The 17,377-nt window shown below is 62.8% G+C and carries 13 protein-coding genes, 1 tRNA gene and 1 riboswitch; of the genes, 7 read left to right on the plus strand and 7 right to left on the minus strand.

The window, feature by feature from the left end:
* Positions 1-16: 16 nt before the first annotated feature.
* The 4 genes from MOV80_RS14470 to MOV80_RS14485 form a co-directional block, all read right to left on the minus strand.
* Entirely contained in the window at positions 17-625 is a 609-nt protein-coding gene (locus MOV80_RS14470; RefSeq protein WP_043593147.1) for a 3'-5' exonuclease, read from the minus strand.
* Positions 625-2,430 carry a putative nucleotidyltransferase substrate binding domain-containing protein gene (locus MOV80_RS14475; RefSeq protein WP_249605246.1) on the minus strand — a complete coding sequence of 602 codons (1,806 nt, stop codon included), beginning with the start codon at positions 2,428-2,430 and terminating at the stop codon, positions 625-627. Before MOV80_RS14475 ends, MOV80_RS14470 begins: the two co-directional genes overlap by 1 nt.
* A 67-nt stretch (positions 2,431-2,497) precedes the next feature.
* Complete coding sequence (locus MOV80_RS14480; protein WP_161524579.1) at positions 2,498-3,277, minus strand: class II glutamine amidotransferase; 780 nt, start codon at positions 3,275-3,277, stop codon at positions 2,498-2,500.
* Between the two features lie 141 nt (positions 3,278-3,418).
* Complete coding sequence (locus MOV80_RS14485) at positions 3,419-4,309, minus strand: DMT family transporter (protein ID WP_081576343.1); 891 nt, start codon at positions 4,307-4,309, stop codon at positions 3,419-3,421.
* Positions 4,310-4,446: 137 nt separating this feature from the next.
* Here MOV80_RS14485 and MOV80_RS14490 point away from each other — a divergent pair, with 137 nt between their 5' ends.
* From MOV80_RS14490 to MOV80_RS14500, 3 genes are all read left to right on the plus strand, one after another.
* Positions 4,447-5,247, plus strand: a complete 801-nt coding sequence (locus MOV80_RS14490; protein ID WP_043593151.1) for a helix-turn-helix transcriptional regulator — start codon at positions 4,447-4,449, stop codon at positions 5,245-5,247.
* A gap of 80 nt (positions 5,248-5,327) precedes the next feature.
* Entirely contained in the window at positions 5,328-6,569 is a 1,242-nt protein-coding gene (locus MOV80_RS14495) for a GNAT family N-acetyltransferase (protein WP_052052191.1), read from the plus strand.
* A gap of 67 nt (positions 6,570-6,636) precedes the next feature.
* Positions 6,637-7,953, plus strand: a complete 1,317-nt coding sequence (locus tag MOV80_RS14500) for an MFS transporter (protein ID WP_052052192.1) — start codon at positions 6,637-6,639, stop codon at positions 7,951-7,953.
* A gap of 214 nt (positions 7,954-8,167) precedes the next feature.
* Here the strand turns inward: MOV80_RS14500 and hrpA are convergent, their stop codons facing one another.
* Both hrpA and MOV80_RS14510 read right to left on the minus strand, forming a co-directional pair.
* Positions 8,168-12,103: an ATP-dependent RNA helicase HrpA gene (gene hrpA / locus MOV80_RS14505; protein ID WP_249605247.1), complete on the minus strand. Its 3,936-nt coding sequence runs from the start codon at positions 12,101-12,103 to the stop codon at positions 8,168-8,170.
* Between the two features lie 97 nt (positions 12,104-12,200).
* Positions 12,201-12,566: a DUF5329 domain-containing protein gene (locus MOV80_RS14510; RefSeq protein ID WP_162897061.1), complete on the minus strand. Its 366-nt coding sequence runs from the start codon at positions 12,564-12,566 to the stop codon at positions 12,201-12,203.
* A gap of 83 nt (positions 12,567-12,649) precedes the next feature.
* A riboswitch (FMN riboswitch) is annotated at positions 12,650-12,812 on the plus strand.
* A 93-nt stretch (positions 12,813-12,905) separates the two neighbouring features.
* Between MOV80_RS14510 and MOV80_RS14515 the strand changes: the two genes are divergently transcribed.
* Positions 12,906-13,643 (plus strand): class I SAM-dependent methyltransferase, encoded by a 738-nt coding sequence (locus tag MOV80_RS14515; RefSeq protein WP_249605248.1) that lies wholly within the window; start codon positions 12,906-12,908, stop codon positions 13,641-13,643.
* A gap of 94 nt (positions 13,644-13,737) precedes the next feature.
* Entirely contained in the window at positions 13,738-14,493 is a 756-nt protein-coding gene (locus MOV80_RS14520; RefSeq protein WP_249605249.1) for an N-formylglutamate amidohydrolase, read from the plus strand.
* Positions 14,494-14,565: 72 nt separating this feature from the next.
* On the opposite strand, the gene MOV80_RS14525 is transcribed toward MOV80_RS14520, so the two are convergent.
* Positions 14,566-15,777, minus strand: coding sequence for a SpoIIE family protein phosphatase (locus tag MOV80_RS14525; RefSeq protein WP_019102319.1), 1,212 nt, complete (start codon positions 15,775-15,777; stop codon positions 14,566-14,568).
* Positions 15,778-15,976: 199 nt separating this feature from the next.
* On the opposite strand from MOV80_RS14525, the gene MOV80_RS14530 reads away from it, so the two are divergent.
* A complete protein-coding gene (locus tag MOV80_RS14530) occupies positions 15,977-16,516 on the plus strand; it encodes a hypothetical protein (RefSeq protein ID WP_157222094.1) in 540 nt (179 codons plus the stop codon).
* A gap of 45 nt (positions 16,517-16,561) precedes the next feature.
* Positions 16,562-16,637, plus strand: a tRNA-Thr gene (locus MOV80_RS14535).
* Positions 16,638-17,377: the final 740 nt, after the last annotated feature.

The following is a 17,377-nucleotide window of genomic DNA, read 5'->3' on the forward strand; positions in this document are numbered from 1 at the left end:
CCCTCTCGCTGCGTGCTCAACCATAGCCACGTTGTTTCAACGCCAGGTAGAGCATGGCCGCGTTGATGGCGTCGTTGAGCGCGTCGTGGCGCGGCGGCGCTGGCATGTCCAGGTCTTGGCAGATGCTGGCCAGCCTAAGGTCGATGTGGGCGTCCGGGTTCTGTCTCAGCTTGTAGTCGTAATAGCGGCCGGAAATCTCAATGCGCCGCTGCGGCAGAGGCACGCCCAGCCAGGGGCGGACGTAGCGGTTGAGCACCGCCAGGTCGTATTCCAGGTAATAGCCCAGCAGCGGCCGGCCGCCGATGAAATCCAGCAGCCGTCGCACGGCGTCTTGGGCCGCCAAGCCCTGGCTGACATCGATAGGCCGCAGGCCGTGGATGCGCACATTGTCCGCCTGGGGCGCTTGTTCCGGGCGCACCAGCAGGTAGAGTGCCTCGCTGGCGAGGATGCGGTTGCCGCGCAACTTGACCGCGCCGATGGATAGCAGTTCGGCGTCCGCCGGATTCAGGCTGGTGGTTTCGCAGTCCAGGCTGACCAGTTCGTCCGGGTGCTCCCGATACATCTCTGCGTAAGCCGGATCGCGCAGCCGGCGTCGCTGCCATTGGCGCAGCAGGGCGGTGAGCATCAGAAGCTGCCCAGCCGGTAATGGTGGCGTAACTGCGCCTTGAACCGCTTGACCACGCCCAGCGTGTCCTTGAGCAGGTCCCGTTCCAGCGAGGACAGCTTTTCCGGCTCCAGTAGATTGTCGGCCGGTTTGCCGGCGGCAAGCCGCTCCAGCCCTTGATCCAGCCGCAGCTGCATCAGATAGGACAGCGCCTCGCCCACGTCCTCGGCCAAGCCCCGCTCCAGCCGGCCCTGCGCCACCAGTTCCTGCAGCCTTTGCTGCGAGTTGTTTTCGCTCACGCCATATTCCAGCGCCAGCGCGCGGATACCGTGCACCAGAGGAAAAATGCCGCCTTTTTTCAGGTCCAGCGCGGCGCGGCCGTCACGATCGCGAGTTTGCAGATGGGAGAACAGGCCCAGCGGGGTGTCGAACTGTTCGATGGCGCGGGCGAAACGGGAGAAGAAGCCGGCGTCGTCGCGCAGGGTGGCGCGTAGATAGTTTTGGGCGTCCTCTAGCAGCGCCGGGTCGCCGCAGACGGCTTCCGCGTCCACGAAGATGGCCAGCCGCATCAAGGCGTCTCCGTCCGGGCTGTGCACCCAGCAGTGGAGGCGATCGCGCAGCTCGGTGCCGCTGAAACGCCAATCGGGGTGGCTGAGCATGATGTTTCCGGGACAGGGCGGGTAGCCGAAACGGGCCAGCGCGGCGGAAAAGGCCTGACAGCTGGCTTCCAGTTGCGGCCACGGCGCGCCGTCGCGCAGCAGCAGCGCGTTGTCCTGGTCTGTTTTGAGGATCTGTTCGCCGCGTCCTTCCGAGCCCAGCACCAGCAAGCAGCTGTTGGCCACCAACTCCGGCGGCGCAATCAGCCGCCAGGCGCGGGCGAACAGCCGGGCGTTGAGGCTTTGCACCAGCCGGCCCAGCTGTAGCGCCTTGACGCCGTGGCCGGACAGGATGCGCACCAGCCGCGGAATCTGCTCCGCCACTTCCGCCAGTTCGTCCAGCGTGGCCGCGCGTTCCAGCCGCTGCGCGATCAGGTGGGAGTGGTTGGAAAAGTAGGAGAGCACGTCCACCTGGGCCAGCATGCTCACCGGCTCGCCGTGCTCGGTCACCACCAGGCGGCGCAGATTGCGGCGCGTCATCAGCAGCAGGGCGTTGAACAGGAAATCGTCGATGTCTATGGTCAGCAGTTCGTACTGGCAGTATTCCGCCGCCGGCGCGTCCGAGGACGCGCCGTTCAGCACGATGTCGCGAAAGTCCGTGGTGGTTAGGATTCCCAGCCGCCCGTGGCCGCGCAGCAGCACGGACTTGGACTTGTGCGCTTTCATCGCCGCCGCCGCGTCGCGCAGGCTGGCGCCGCCATCCACGAACACCGGCTGGCGGCCGCCGACGTCGCGCACTGTGGCCGCCAGCAAGGTTTGCAGTTCGCGCTGGCCCGCCCGCTGGGCCAGCCGGCCCAGCTTTTCCGACACGCTGGCGTAAAAATAGGCGCCGAAGCGAGGGTTGCTCTCGGTCAGTGCCAGCACTTCCGCGCGCGGCAGGCTGTAGAGCAACGCCTCTTCCTGCACGATGAAGCGGCGGGAGGTCTGGCCGGCGGCGGTGGCGCGGGCGTCGAAGCCGTCCTGCGCCCGGTACAGCGCGACGATCTCGTCGCCGGCCATTTCCCTCACCACGCCCTTGATCACCACGTACAGAGCCGTCACCGGCGCGTCCGGCGCCAGCACGGTTTGCTCGTTGGCGTAGAACAGGATGTCGGCGCAAGCCTCAAGGCGTAGGCGCTCGTCCGGGCTCAGGGTGTCGAATGGGGCGTAGCTGAAGTCGAATCGCTGCATGGCGGCCTCGTAGAACAAGACATTGCCGCCAGCATAACACCGGCGGCAAAGGCTTGTCGGCGGGCGTTCAGCCGGGCAGGTGTTGCGACAGCGGGGAGCCGTCGCGGAACAGCAGCAGCTCGCCGGGGACGAGTTGCGTCCAGCTTTCGTTGTCGGTCAGCGGCTGGGTGGCGATCACCGCCACGCGGTCGTGCGGGGTGGTGACCGAGGCGAAATCCACGCTGACGTCGTCGTCAACCAAATGCGCGGTGTTGAACGGCGCCTGGCGGATGATGTAGTGCAGATGAGTTGAGCAGTGGGCGAACAACACCTCGCCGTTGCTCAGCATGAAGTTGAACACGCCGTGACTGGAGACTTCCCCCGCCAGCCGCGCCACTTCGGCGAACAATTCGTCCAGCTGCGGTTGCTGGCACCATTTGGCGCGCAGCCGCTCCATCAGGTGGCAGAACGCCCGTTCGGAGTCGGTGCCGCCTACCGGGTTGTAATGGCAGCCGGCATCGGGCTGGAAGTTTTCCAGGTTGCCGTTGTGGGCGAAGATCCAGTAGCGCCCCCACATCTCTCGCATGAAGGGATGGGTGTTGGCCAGGTTGACTTCGCCTTGGGTGGCTTTGCGGATATGGGCGATCACGTTTTCCGACTTGATCGGATAGTTGCGCACCATGTGAGCCACCGGCGATTCCACGGACGGTTTGTCGTCCAGGAAGATGCGGCAGCCCTTGTTCTCGAAAAAGGCGATGCCCCAGCCGTCGGCGTGGTGGTCGGTCTGGCCGCCGCGGCGGTGAAAGCCCTCGAAGGAGAACAGGATGTCGGTTGGAGTATTGCAATTCATGCCCAGCAACTGGCACATGGTTTTGGGTTCCACGGTTGAGAGGTTGTCATGGCCGGCCGCGCCGGCTGCGGTTTTGTTACAGAGCTTAGGCGATAAGCGGGGCCGCGGCAATCCCGCCGCGCCGGCCGTGGAGCCCGGGCGCGGCGGCGGAATGGGCGCTCAGGCCGTGGAACGGGCGAGGCCGCGCAATTTGGCCCAGCCGCCCTGGCTCAGGCTGACGCCCAGCAGGATCAGCCCGCCGCCCAGCCAGTGGTAATCGTGGATGGTTTCGCCCAGCAGCGCGCTGGCGATCAAGGCGGTGAACAAAGGCAGCAGATTCATGAAGATGGCGGTGCGCTCGCTGCCCAGGCTCTGGATGCCGCGCATCCACAGATAGGGGGCCAGCACCGAGGAGGCGATGCCGGCGAAGGCGACCAGGCCGGCGCCTTGCGGCGGCACCGCCAGGCTGTCCGCGCTCATCGCCACCGGTACCAGCATCAGCACGGCCAGCAATACCTGGATGTATAGATTGGTCCAGCTGCCGAACGGCGGCGCCCATCGGCGCAGCAGAATGCCGTACAGCGCGTAGGAGACGGAGCCGGCCAGCATCAGCGCGTCGCCGCGGTTCACGCCGCCGCTAATCAGGTCCATCGGCCGCCCCTGGCCCAGCAGATACAGCACGCCCAGCAAGGACACCGCCACGCCGAACAACGCGTGCGCGCCGGTGGGCTGACGGAAGACGGTCGCGTTCAGCGCCAGACCCAGCAGCGGGATCAAGGCGCAGATCACGCCCATATTGGTGGCGCTGGTGCTGTGCGCGGCGTAATAAGCCAGACATTGGTACATCACCATGCCGAGCGCGGCCAATATGGCGAAGCGGCCCAGCCAGGGTCTGATGGCGCGCCATTGGCGCAGCACCGGCCGCAGGCTCAGCGGGGTGAGAATCAAGGCTGCCAATAACCAGCGGTAGAAGGAAATGGCGGCGGGATCCAGCGCATGGGCCGCGGCTTTGGACACCACGGTGTTGGCGGACCAGATCATCACCGCCAGCATGGGAAACAATGAGTACATGGGATGGCTCCGGATGCGGCTCTCGTTCCGACGCGCGGTCGAGAGTACAGAAAAGCATTAACAGTAGGCAGTGTACCGCTGTCTGATTCAATGCATATAATGCAAAACAGACAAGACGATAGCGGGAAACCGACAAATTGGACTACTCAGAACTGGACCAAGGCTTGCCGGAACCGACGCCAATCCATCTGCGCTACGACCAGCTGACGCCGCAAACGGAGTTTTCGCCGCACAGCCATCCCTGGGGTCAGTTGAACTGCATTAGTCTGGGCGTGATAGAGTTGAGCTTGATCGAGCCTGGTCAGGCCGAGCGCGCGTTGGCTGCTCCAGCGGAGTTCCTGATCTGGGTGCCGGCCGGGGTTCGCCATTCCGCTTCGGTGCGTCAGGCCATGCGCTACACCTCAGTCTATGTCGGGACCGAACAGGCCGCCCGCTTGCCCGCCCATCCCTGCCTGATTCCGCAAACGCCCTTGCTGCGAGCGCTGCTGGATGACTTCTGCCAGCGCGGCGTCACTGTCGTTCGGGATCCGTGGGACCAGCGCCAAGCCGAACTGCTGCTGGCGCGGCTGTCCCAGGCCGGCCACCAGGACAGCTATCTGCCGGACAGCCGCCATCGTCAATTGGCGCCCATCCTGGCCGCCATCCGAGACAATCCGGCCGATGCCGCCACCTTGGCGCAGTGGGCGCAGCGGGTGCACGGCACCGAGCGCACGCTGGCGCGCCATTTTCAACGCGAACTGGGCATGAGCTTTGTCCAGTGGCGCAACCGGGTGCGCTTGCTCAGGGCCCTGGCCTGGCTGCGCGAAGGGCGTCCGGTTCAGGACATCGCCGCCGACCTGGGCTACGGCACCGCGTCGGCCTTCATTGCGATGTTCAACAAGCAACTAGGCTATTCCCCGGAGCGCTACCGACGCTTGCTGACCGATGGCGCGCATTGAGGGAGGCTTGTTGCCCTATTGGCATTGCGGCACACTGGAATGATTGTCAATCATAGAACCAGTCTTCTACGCCCCAAGCCATGAGCAAGAAAATCAAACAACTGGCCCGCCAACTGGGCGATGGCTGGAAGCTGCGCCGCCGTTTGCGGCAGGCCAGCGCGCTGAATTTCGCCTTTTCCGAGCGCATAGACTTCCTGAACGGGCAGCACTGGGATCAACTGGCGGCCCGGCACGGGTTGCTGATGTCCCGCGATTACTGGCGCGCGCTCGAGCAGTCCGGGCTCGCCAACTTCGACGTGCGCTACGCGCTGGCCTATCGCGACGGCGAGCCAGTGGCGGCGGTGGCGATGCAACTGTTGGAGGTGAGCTTGGAAACCATGCACGCTCACCCCGGACCGCGGCCGGAAGGTTCGCTGCGCGCCGCGCTGGCGCAAAATCTCAAGCCCAAGCTGCGGCAACGGCTGCTGGTCTGCGGCAATATGCTCAGCTACGGCCTGGACGGCGCGGCTTTCGCCGAGGACCTGGACCCGCAGACCCGTTGGCAGGCGGTGGCGGAGATGCTCTACCGCATCCGCCGCGCGGAGAAGCTCAACGGCCAGATCGACTTCGTGCTGGTCAAGGACATGGACGAAACAGCGCGGGAAGACAGTCGGGCGCTGGGCAAGCTCAGCTACAGTACCTTGGAAACAGAGCCCAATATGGTGCTGCCGCTGGCCGAGGACTGGCGTGTTTACGACGACTACCTGGCCGGCATGACCTCCAAATACCGCAGCGGCATCCGCCAGCAGATTTTCAAGCCGATAGAAGCCGCCGGTTGCGAAATCGGCGTGATGACGCCGCAGCAGGTGGACGCGCAGGCGGAGCGGATGCAGCTGCTCTACCTGGCGGTGCAAGACAACGCCACATTGCGGCCGGTCACGGTGAGCGCGGAATACTGGCGGCGGATGGCCGCGCTGGGGCCGGAGCGGGCGGAGCTGCGCGGCCTGTGGCGCGACGGCGCGCTGCTGGGCTTTTTGCTGATCCTGAAAAACGGCGAAGAGATCACCGCCGCGCAGATCGGCTTTGATCGCGCCGCGGCCAAGGAGCTGCCGCTCTATTTGCGCCTGCTGCATTCGGCGATTGAGTCGGCGCTGGCCGCCGGCGGACGGCGGGTTATTTTTGGGCGCACCGCGTTGGAGCCCAAGGCGAGAATGGGCTGCCGGCCGGTGCCGACTTCGCTGTGGATACGCCATCGCCAGCCCATGCTCAATTCGCTGATCCGCAGCAGCTTCGGCATTGTCCAGCACGAGGACGCGCCGACGATCAACCCCTTCAAAAAATAAACGCGCAGCCCTTCGCGCCGCGCGGCGGGGAGGGCGATTGCGATCTTGGTCGCTGAAAGGACCCGATATGACTCAAACCGCGAGCGCCGAAGCGGCGCACACGCGAAAACTGAACCGCAACGACTGCAAGACGCTGGGCCTAGCCTCGCTGGGCGGGGCGCTTGAGTTTTACGATTTCATCATTTACGTGTTTTTCGCCCTGGTATTGGGCAAGCTGTTCTTTCCGCAGGACATTCCGGGCTGGCTGCGTCAATTGCAGGTGTTCGGCATCTTCGCCGCCGGCTATCTGGCGCGTCCGCTGGGCGGCATCGTCATGGCGCACTTCGGCGACCTGTTCGGCCGCAAACGCATGTTCACGCTCAGCATCGTGTTGATGGCGCTGCCTACGCTGGCGATGGGCCTGCTGCCCACCTATCAGAGCATAGGGGTGTGGGCGCCGATCTTGCTGCTCCTGTTGCGCGTGTTGCAGGGCGCGGCCATTGGCGGGGAGGTGCCGGGCGCCTGGGTTTTCGTCGCCGAGCACGCGCCGTCGCGCCGCACCGGCCTGGCTTGCGGCATCATCACCTCGGGGCTGACGATAGGTATACTGTTTGGCTCGCTGATCGCGATGGCGATGAATCTGGCTTTCACGCCGCAGCAGCTGGAGGACGGCGCCTGGCGGATTCCCTTCCTGATAGGCGGGGTGTTCGGCCTGGTGGCGATGTATCTGCGCCGCTGGCTGCACGAGACTCCGGTGTTCAGCGAAATGCAGGCGCGCAAGGCGCTGTCCGCCGAACTGCCCCTGAAGGCGGCGCTGCGGGGCCATCGCCTTGGCATGGCTCTGTCCATGGCGGCCACCGCGATGCTGTCGGTCACCATTGTGGTGGTGATCCTGATGACGCCCACTTTTCTGCAAAAACAGTTTGGCGTGCCGCCGGTGGAGGCGCTGTTCGCCAACAGCCTGGCCATTGTCGCGCTGAGCGTGGGGTGCATTGTGGCCGGCCTGGCGGCGGACCGTTTTGGCGGCGGGCCGGTGTTTATCGTGGGCAGCCTGCTGTTGGGTGTCAGCAGCTGGTGTTTCTATCAGACCATGGGGCAGGACGCGAGCTGGCTGCGCCCGCTGTACACGCTGACCGGCTTTGCCGCCGGCATCGTCGGCGCGGTGCCTTATCTGATGGTGCGCGCCTTCCCCGCGCCCATCCGCTTTAGCGGCCTGTCTTTTTCCTACAATGTGGCCTACGCGGTGGTGGGCGGCTTCACGCCGGTGCTGCTGTCGGTGTGGATGGAGGCGAGTTCGCTGGCGCTGGCCGGCTATCTGATGATTTTCTGCCTGCTTGGCCTGGCGATGGGCCTGTTTTTGCTGGCCTGGGGCGATAAGCCGGGCTTGTCCCATCCGGTGCATTGAAGCGCGCATGGGAAAACGGCTGCGTCCTTATCGACGCCGCCGTTTTGTCGTGCGAGTTCGGGTTCTGGGGCTCAGAGTCTGTTCAAAGTCTCGCAAGCAAGGACGAGACAAGGCGAAAACGGCTGAGAAAGCGGAATGTACATAGGGTACATGAGCATTTCGAAGTCGCTTTCAACGCCGTATCGCCGAAGCGCAGCAGACCTTGAACAAGTTCTTAGCGCGGCAGCTCGCTCCACAGCTTCAACAGCCGTTTGGCGGATACCGGGTACGGCGTTTTCAACTCCTGGGCGAACAGGCTGACGCGTAGTTCTTCGATCTGCCAGCGGAAATCGAGCAGGGCCTGGGACGCGCCTTCCGCCTCGTTGTCCTCTGCCACCCGGGTTTCCCATTTCTGCCATAGATCGCGGATTTCCGCGCCGCGCTGGCCGTCGCGCTGCGGGTTGGCCGGCTGCTTGTCCATGCGCAGGCCCATCGCGCGCATATAGCGCGGCAAATGGGGCAGCTGGCTCCACGGCGTGGCGGCCAGGAAACCCTTGTAAACCAGCTTGGCCAATTGCTGCTGCAACTCGTAACCCAGCTTGTGTTTCTGCATCTTGACGCTGAGCGGGCCGTATTCCGCGGCCACTTGACCCAGGTACTGGGTCACCGACTGAATGACAGCCGGCAAGCGCGTGCGGGCGCGGGTTTTCTGGTCGTTGAAGGCTTTCTCGTTGCGCGGCAGCGCGTCGTCGCCAATGAAAGCGCGGTCGCAGATGCAGGCGATGGCGTCGGCCAATAATTCGTCGATATTGGCCACTGCGCGCAGCTGCAGGCCCAGTTGGGTCATGCCGGGCAGGCCCTTGGACAGCTGCTTCATTTGTTCCTTCAACTGCAGCTGCAGCAGGCGGATCACGCCCTGGCGGTGATGGCGCTCGGCTACCAGCTGAGTGTCGAACAGGCGAATCGCCACCTTATCTTGTTCCAGCGTCAAGGCCGGATAGCCGGTCAACTGCTGGCGGCCGCGGGCAAACTGTATGCTTTCCGGCAGTTCGCCGAAGTCCCAGCTGCTGACCTCGTCGCGCTCGAATTCCGCGCTCGTATCGCGGAAAGTCAGTTGGGCGGCCTGGCCGAACTGCTTTTGCAGCGCCAGCAGATCGCGTCCCAGTCCAATTTCCTGCTTGCCGTCGTCGATGACGCGGAAGTTGAACAGCAGATGAGCCGGCAGCTCCTGGGCGCGGAAATCGTCGATGTCCACCTTGACGCCGCCGGTCTCGCGCAGGATGAAGCGCGCCAGCTGCGGCGCGATAGGCTGTTGCGGGTCCGGGTTGCCGCTAAGGAAACGGGTGACGAAGTCCGGCACCGGCACGCAGCAACGGCGGATTTGCTTGGGCAGGCCCTTGATCAGCTGTTGCAGCTTTTCGCGCACCATGCCGGGCACCAGCCATTCGAAAGCCGCCGGTTGCAAGCGGTTGAGGATGGCCAGAGGCACGTCCAGGGTGACGCCGTCCAGCGGGTGATTGGGTTCGAAGCGGTAACGCAGCTTGAGGCGGCCGTCTTCCAGCTCCAGCCATTCCGGAAACTGGTTTTCGGTGACATGTTGCGCGGCGTGGCGCATCAGCTCCTCGCGCGTCAGGTGCAAGAGCTTGGCGTCGGTCTTTTCCGCTTCCTTGCGCCAGGCCTCGAAGCTGGTCGCGTCCACCACCTCGGCCGGAATCCGTTCGCTGTAAAAGGCGAACAGCGCTTCCTCGTCCACCAGCACGTCCTGGCGGCGGGCCTTGTGTTCCAGCTGCTCCACTTCGCGGATCAGTTGCTGATTGCGTTGGAAGAAGGGCGCGTTGCTGACGTATTCCATGTTTACCAGCGCGCCGCGGATGAACAGCTCGCGCGCTTCTACCGGCGCGATGCGGCCATAGCTCACCGGCCGGCGCGGCACCAGGGTCAGGCCATACAGAGTGACGCGCTCGCTGGCCACTACTTCGCCGCGGCTCTTTTCCCAGTGCGGGTCGAAATAGTGGTATTTGACCAGGTGCGGCGCCAGCTTTTCCACCCACTCAGGCTCGATTTTGGCCACGCAGCGGGCGTAAAGGCGGGTGGTTTCCACCAGTTCCGCCGCCACCAGCCATTTAGGCTTGGCTTTTTTCAGGCCGGAACCGGGAAACACGTGGAAGTTAACGCCGCGAGTGCCTTGGTAGTCGTCGCTTTCCTGGTTTTTCATGCCCAGATTGCCGATCAAGCCGGTTACCAGCGCTTTGTGCAGGTTTTCATAGGCGACGGCGTCTAGCTGCTGGCGCTTTTTCTGCGTCATCTGCGCGTCCGGCTGTTCGGCGTCGGCGTGGGCCTGTTCGCGCTTGATCAGGCCCAGCTCGCTGGCGATGTCGGCCAGCTGCGCGTGCAGTTCGCGCCACTCGCGCAGGCGAAGGTGGGACAGGAAGTGCTCGTGGCAGGTGTTGATCAGCAGACGGTTGGATTTCTTGTGCTTGAGCGCGTCGGAGAAGAAATCCCAAAGGTGCAGGAAGGACAGGAAGTCTGACTTCTCGTCGTTGAAACGCGCCTGGGCGCGTTCGGCCGCCTCGCGCGCTTCGAACGGCCGCTCGCGCGGGTCCTGCACGCTCAAGGCGGCGGCAATGATCAGTACTTCGCGCACGCAGCCGAAGTCGCGGCCGGCCAGCAGCAGGCGGCCCACCTTAGGGTCCACCGGAATCCGCGCCAGCTCTTTGCCCACGCTGGTCAATTCCCCCTTGTCGTCCACCGCGCCCAGCTCGGTCAGCACTTGGTAGCCGTCGGCGATCAGACGGCTGCTGGGCGCTTCCAGGAAGGGGAAGGCGTCCACCTTGCCCAGCCGCAGCGCGGCCATGCGCAGAATGACCGCGGCCAGGTTGGAGCGGACGATTTCAGGATCGGTGAACGCCGGGCGTTGATTGAAGTCGTCTTCGCTGTATAGGCGCACGCAGATGCCGGCCTCGACACGGCCGCAACGGCCAGCGCGCTGACGCGCCGCCGCCTGGGAAATTTTCTCCACTTGCAGCTGTTCCACCTTGGCGCGCGGGCTGTAGCGGTTGATGCGCGCCTGTCCGGTGTCGATCACGTATTTGATGCCGGGCACCGTTAGCGAGGTCTCGGCCACATTGGTGGCCAGCACGATGCGGCGTCCGCCGGACGGCTTGAATATCTTCTGCTGGTCCTCGTTGGACAGCCGCGCGAACAAGGGCAGGATCTCGTAGCCGCGAATGCCGGCCTTGCGCAGCTTTTCCGCGGTTTCGCGGATCTCGCGCTCGCCAGGCAGGAAGACCAGCATATCGCCCGGGCCCTGGCGCGACAGTTCGTCGACGGCGTCGACGATGGCGCCTTCCATTTCCACTTCGCGCTCGTCTTCGTCGCGCTGCGCCAGCGGGCGGTAACGCACTTCCACCGGATAGGTGCGGCCGGAGACTTCAATCACGGGCGCGCCGTCGAAATGGCGGGAGAAGCGGTCGGCGTCGATGGTGGCCGAGGTGACGATCACCTTCAGGTCCGGCCGGCGCGGCAGCAGCTGTTTCAGATAGCCCAGCAGGAAATCGATGTTGAGGCTGCGTTCGTGCGCCTCGTCGATGATGATGGTGTCGTAGGCTTCCAGGTAGCGGTCGGTCTGGGTTTCCGCCAGCATGATGCCGTCGGTCATCAGCTTGATTACGGACTTTTCCGAGAGCTTGTCGGTGAAGCGGACCTTGAAGCCGACGTGTTCGCCCAGCGTGGATTTCAGCTCTTGAGCGATGCGGCTGGCTACTGAACGCGCGGCCAGACGACGCGGCTGGGTGTGGCCGATCAGACCGTGCACGCCGCGGCCCAGCTCCAGGCAGATCTTGGGCAGCTGGGTGGTTTTGCCGGAGCCGGTTTCGCCGCAGATGATCACCACCTGGTGGCGCTCGATCGCGGTTTTGATGTCGGCCAGTTTCTGGTTGACCGGCAAGGCGTCGTCGAAGTCGGGCTTGGGCAGGTGGGCGCGGCGCGCGGCCACCTTGGCGGCGGAGCGTTCGATCTGAGCCTGAATGTCGGCCAGTTGCTTGTCCGCAGGCTGGTTTTTCTTCAGTCGCTCGGCGGCGTCGCTCAGTTTGCGACGCAGGGCATGGCGGTCGCGGATCAGGCAGGAGGGGAGGTCGGCCTTGAGTTGGGCCAGCAGCTGGGCAGCAGTCATCGGGGAAAGAACACTGGATTACAGGAAAGCCGCGATTATAACAGCTGCGTGGCGGTCCGGCAGGCCGGGATTGCCGGCCGGACGCGCGATACCGCGTTTATTTGCGCTGGCGATAGCGGCTTAGCTCGGCCTTGAGCCAGGCGTCGCTGGCCACCGGCTGCGCCGCGCCGCAACGCACTTGGTAGGCCTTGCCGCTGATGCTGCTCTGGGTGGCTGCGCGCTCGATGAAGCTTTCCGTGCTGCTGACCCAGTCTTTTTTCAGCAGATACTGGTATTTGTCGTTCAGATGGTCGCGGGCCTCCTTGGAGCCGTACCAACTGCCATTTCGATTGAACTCGCAGCCGGATTTGGCCAGATAGTCCAGCAGGTGATTGATCTCGGTTTGGGCTGCCGGCGCCGGCGCGGCGAAGGCGGTGCCGGCGCTCAGGACAAAAGCCAGCCAGACTGGCGGTTTCAGGGTCATGCCTTGCTCCATCGCAATCAGAATGCGCAGACTATGCGCGATGCGGCCGGGCTTGTCCAACCCTGGCGCCGCCTTTATCCTGTGCCTGTCTTCAGGGCGGGGTGAAACTCCCCACCGGCGGTAAGCCGCGGCGCATGCCGGCGGCGAGCCCGCGAGCGCCGCGCCATCGTTTCCACGATGCGCGGGTCAGCAGATTCGGTGCGAAGCCGAAGCCGACGGTGAAAGTCCGGATGAGAGAAGACGCGCGCCAAGCCGGGAACGGCTGGGCTCGCTTTTGCGCGTCGGCATAGCCGCGCGTCGCCCTGGAGCGCTTCCCTTAAGTCTTTACGGAGCCTCCAAATGCAGCAAAACATTTATGACCATCCGGTCTTTTTCTCCCAATACCAAGCTTTGCGCGACAACGATAGCGGCCTGAACGGCGCCTTGGAACAGCCCGCCTTGCGCGATGCGCTGCCGCCGCTGTCCGGCGCCGATGTGCTGGACCTGGGCTGCGGCTTTGGCGATTTCGCCCGTTGGGTGCGCGCCCAAGGCGCGGCCAGCGTCACCGCGGTGGATTTGTCCGAACGCATGCTGGAGCAGGCGAGAGCGCGCACTCGGGATTCCGACATTCAATACCTGTGCGCCGGCATCGAGGACCTTCAGCCGCCTGCGGGCGCTTATGATCTGGCGGTGTCGTCGCTGGCCTTGCATTACGTGGCGGATTACGCCGCCGTGGCGGCGCGCGTGTTCGCCGCTTTACGGCCCGGCGGTGTGTTCGCGCTGACGGTGGAGCATCCGGTTTGCACGGCGAGCCCGCAAGGTTGGGCGCTGGACGAGGCCGGGCGGCAGAAGCATTGGACGCTGGACGCGTATTTTCAGCAGGGCGCGCGCGAAACCCGCTGGTTTGTCGACGGCGTGATCAAGCATCACCGCACGGTGGAAAGTTATGTGGCCGGCTTGTCAGGCGCCGGTTTCCAATTGCTTCATCTGGGCGAGCCCGCGCCGGACGAGGGGGCGATGGCGCGTCAGGACGGTTTGCGCCCGCACGCGCGCCGCCCGGTCCTGTTGCTGCTCACTGCGCGGAAGCCTGTGCTCTAGCGCCGCTATTCCGAGCCGGTGCGCAGAACCAAGCGGTGCCGGCCCGGTCCAGCAAAGATCGAGCATGCGGTTCGTGTTTACGGGGAGGGGAGCGGTGAGAGTTAAGCTGGCAGTAGGGGTTCTGGTCCTGGCGCTGTCGATGGCGCCCGCCATCGGCAAATCGCCGCCTGCACGGGCCATCATCGAACCCGCTCACATTGTAGAGGCCATCCAGTTGCAACAGGCGGCGGACGCCGCCAAGGACCAGCCGCCGCAAAACGGCGAGCCTTGGTTTGCTGTGTGGGAGGGGACGCTCCCCATCATCGTGACCGCGCCGCACGCCACTAGTCCGTTTCGCGAAGGCCAATACCGGTTCTCCGACGGCGGCGGCACCGCGGCCTTGGCGGCGATGCTGCACCAACTGGCAGGCGCCACCGCGATCTACACCACCCGCGCCTCGCCGGCCGATCCCAATTACGATGACGACAACGCCTTCAAACGCAAGCTGGCGGTGCTGATTGCCGACAAGCGCCCCATCCTGGTGCTGGACCTGCACGGCAGCCATCCATACCGGCCTTACGACGTGGACTTCGGCACCTTGAACGGGGCCTCGTTGCTAGGCAAGCCGGAGTTGCAGCAACGACTGGAGCTAAGCCTGCGGCAACAGGGCGTGCTGAATGTTTCGGATAATTACTTTGCCGCGTCCAAGCACCAGACCATCGCCAAGTTCGCTTCCCGGCGGGGCGTGCCGGCCATCCAACTGGAAATCAGCAGCACCTGGCTCACGCCTTCGGACAGCAACCTGGCTGCGCACCGCTTCGCCCAGCTCTTGCAGGCGCTGGTGCGCTATGCGCGCGAAATTGAGGAATGAGGCAGCGGCGCTTCAAGCCTAGTCGTCTTCATAGCCATAGCCTGACGAAGCACAGCAGACTTGAACAGCCTCTCAGGCGTCGTGCCAGCGAGATCGGTCCTTCGCCTCGTGTCCGGAATCTCCCTCAGGCTTGCTCGCATGCGCAGGCGAACGCACCACCAATAGAGACGCATCATCCAGCATGGCTTCATTTTGACGGTGCCGTTGCAACGCTTGCAGTACGGTATTGCCGACCCGGCCCGGCCAGCCGGCCTGAACCGCTTTGATTACGCCGTCCAGGCCAAACATTCGGCCATTGTCTGCCTGAGCCTCGGTAATTCCGTCCGAGCAAACGACCAGCGCATGCTCCGGGCGCAACACGCTGGTTTCCAGCGAGCGGTCGAACTGACGCGCCGCCAAAATCCCTAAAGGAGGGTGCTCAGAGCGGAACTGCTTGATCTTGCGACCCTGCGGATCAAACATCAGCGCGCAAGGAATGCCGCCGTTCCAGACTTGCAGACATTGGGCGGCCGCGTCGATCGAAATGATAATGCCGGCCACGAAACGGCCAAAAGGGAGCAGGCGGTGCAGCTTGTCGTTAATCGCCGCGGCGATGTCGCCCAGCGCGGCTTGTTCCTGAGCAAGGTCGTAAAAGCACTCCACTGCAGGAATAGCACTGATCGCGGCGGTTAGGCCGTGGCCGGTGCAATCGGCCAGCATCAAGTATTCTCGTCCGCCGGAACGCGCATAGCAGACCAGATCTCCGTTGAACTGCGAGGCGGGGCGTAAATGGCGCCAGACGTGCGAGGGCAGCTCCAATTGCTGCCGGTTCAAACGTTCAATCAGTTCCAGCGCGTAACTTTGTTCCCGTTCATTGTTGAGGAAGTAGCGTTCCAGGCGCACCGCATCCTGGTTGATCTGCCGCTGCATTTGGGCGATGCGCAAGAACACCTGGATCTTGGCCGTTAACAAGTCCGGACTGACTGGTTTGGTCAGGTAGTCGTCACCGCCTGCTTTGAGCCCCTCTATCAGATCTTTTTGCTGACTCAGGCCCGTCAGAAAAATGATGGGAACCCAGTGTTCGCCGAACAGTGTCCGCAACTCCATCGTGGCTTGCAGCCCGTTCATCACCGGCATGATGATGTCCATCAGGATCAGGTCGTAGTCGACCTCCTTGCATATGGAAACGGCTTCCCTACCATTGCAGGCAAGATCGCATTGATACCCTAAGTCTTCGACAAAGGTACGAACCATCAGGCTATTGGTGGCGCTATCGTCCACCAACAAAATTTTGGGCTGATGCATGCTGTTTCCATTGCGTATCAGGAAAGGGAAAGCAAGCGGAGAAACCGAGAGTAGCGCCAATTACATTGGCATTACTCTGTGGATATAGCATACGGGCGCGGGGATGGCGCGCTGTGGTAATAAAATCAGTCCGCCCTGTGGGGTAAGTGTTGCCCGTTGCGATCAATTTCCGCCTAAACGCGGGAAACACCGTGCTAGTATGCGGGTTTTGGCGGCGCAACGCGCGGCCCGTTTCATTCCAGAGAGCATTAGATCCCTTATCATGAAATTTGCAACGCACACCATTGCGCTGGCCTTGAGCCTGGCGCTGATCAGCCCGGCCAGCCTGGCCGAACCAGAAGACATGCCGCTGCCGGGCGATGTTCAGATGGCTCCAGCGAGCAAGCCCGCACGCAAGACCGCCCCCGCTAAAACCGTTCAGACCGCCGAACCCGTACGTTCCAGCCAACAAGCCAAGCCGGCGCGCCAGGCCAAAGGCAAGCCCAAAGCGAAATCCGCCAAGCAGAGCAAGCGCCAAGCCAAGGCTATCAGCGCCAAACAAGCGCGCCACGGCAAGGTGGCAGTCAAGCCAGCGGTAAAATCGACGGTCAAAAAATCAACCGTGAAAAAACCGCGTCATGCAGTCAAAGCCGCAAAGCGCTCGCCGCACAAGGCCTCGGTCAAAAAAACCAGCAAAAACAAACCGGTTAGCAAAGGCGCCAAAAAGCCGCATAAAAAAGTGCAGAAAAAGATGCACTGACAGCTTGCCAAAGCCAGTGAGGCGCGACATAATACGCCTCTCTTCGCCGGTGTAGCTCAGTTGGTAGAGCACCTGACTTGTAATCAGGGGGTCGCGAGTTCGATTCCTGCCGCCGGCACCAATAAAATCAAGGGCTTATAGGGTTTCTCTATAAGCCCTTGGTGCTTTTTAGGCAAAATATTAGACAGCATCGTCTAAAATCCCCCCAATCTCTCCCAATTCCCCGTTCGGTATTGTGTTCAAAGCGTATCCAATCACCCATCCGGTCGCTTTATACCCCCGTCCACGCCCTGAGAGCCCGTTCCAAGTCTGCCGCGCTGCGTGAAGCGTTGCACGGTGAGTACAAGCTCAAAATGCTCATGTCCCCCTTGGACATTCCGTTTTTTTTGCTTGTTTTCGCCTTGCCTCGCCCTTGCCCGCGAGATTGGCTATCTCTATTCATTTTTATGGCAATCAGCATACTGAAAAGCGGCTTTAATAGCTTCTTCTGCGATGACACGCTTAGGATTTGTAAAAATTCAAGAGTCACAATCACGCGCCCGATCCCAAGCTGTCGCCGCACGACCAAACGCTATTCGTTAACACCACCTACTGCAAGCCGGTTTTCCTTCTGGTTTACTTGAACTTTCTGGCCAGGGCTGGCGCAGAGTTGGCGTAGTCATCAACATTTAGAAGAGGAGGAGGCCGGCCATCACGGACTATCCTCGGAGTGTGCGTTGTTTTGAATACAAGCAAATGAGCCCGACACACAGTCAAATGGTCAGAATATTCTTTTTTAATATTTGCTAATTAGTAATTTCCCCTGCCTAAAGTTTATCAAGCGAATGTGAATAATAACGAACAAAAGTCATGAACTGAAGT

This window comes from Chromobacterium sp. IRSSSOUMB001 (assembly GCF_023507765.1).
Taxonomy (GTDB): Bacteria; Pseudomonadota; Gammaproteobacteria; order Burkholderiales; family Chromobacteriaceae; genus Chromobacterium; species Chromobacterium haemolyticum.